This is a genomic window from Thalassospira sp. CH_XMU1420-2 (genome assembly GCF_037029325.1).
In the GTDB taxonomy this organism is placed as follows: Bacteria; Pseudomonadota; Alphaproteobacteria; order Rhodospirillales; family Thalassospiraceae; genus Thalassospira; species Thalassospira povalilytica.
Window position 1 is genome coordinate 1,395 of the sequence record NZ_JAYMEG010000039.1, and the last position, 488, is coordinate 1,882.

A 488-nucleotide genomic window follows, 5' to 3' on the forward strand; every position below is an offset into this window, starting at 1 on the left:
ATGACGAAATCCATCAGGAAAAGGTCGCAATCAGCCGTGGGCGGCCGGTCGAAAATAAATGGATCGGCCAGCATATTGGCGGGCCGGATATTGATCTGGCGGCAATGGCGCGTGCCCAGGGTATCATGGCTTTTGGTCCGGTCAGCACTGCTGCGGAACTGAAATACGTGATCAAGGAAGGGTTGGCAGCGGTCAAGGCAGGGCAGGCCGTTGTTATTGATGCGCGTATAACCCCCGGTTACACAAAGGCAATGTCAGCCGGTATGACCCGCACCGCAGAAGAAACGGCCGAGGCTGAGGAAGGATAACTATTGTCCGAACGAACAAACGTGTTTGGCATGCACCCGGCCAAGCACGTTTGACTCCGGTAAAGGAGGGCTGTATCAGTCAATCCGAAAAACAAAACCAGTTGGCTGTAGGGGCATCCAATCATCCATGGCGGGTAGAGAAAACAGCGTTCCGGCCTCCCGCGACCGCCTTGCGCCTAG

The 488-nt window shown here is 55.7% G+C and carries 1 protein-coding gene; it reads left to right on the forward strand.

The window, feature by feature from the left end; all coding sequences use genetic code 11:
• Positions 1-308: hypothetical protein (locus tag WA429_RS21060; RefSeq protein WP_443082694.1), on the forward strand; the 308-nt coding region annotated here is incomplete at its 5' end.
• Positions 309-488 lie beyond the last annotated feature (180 nt).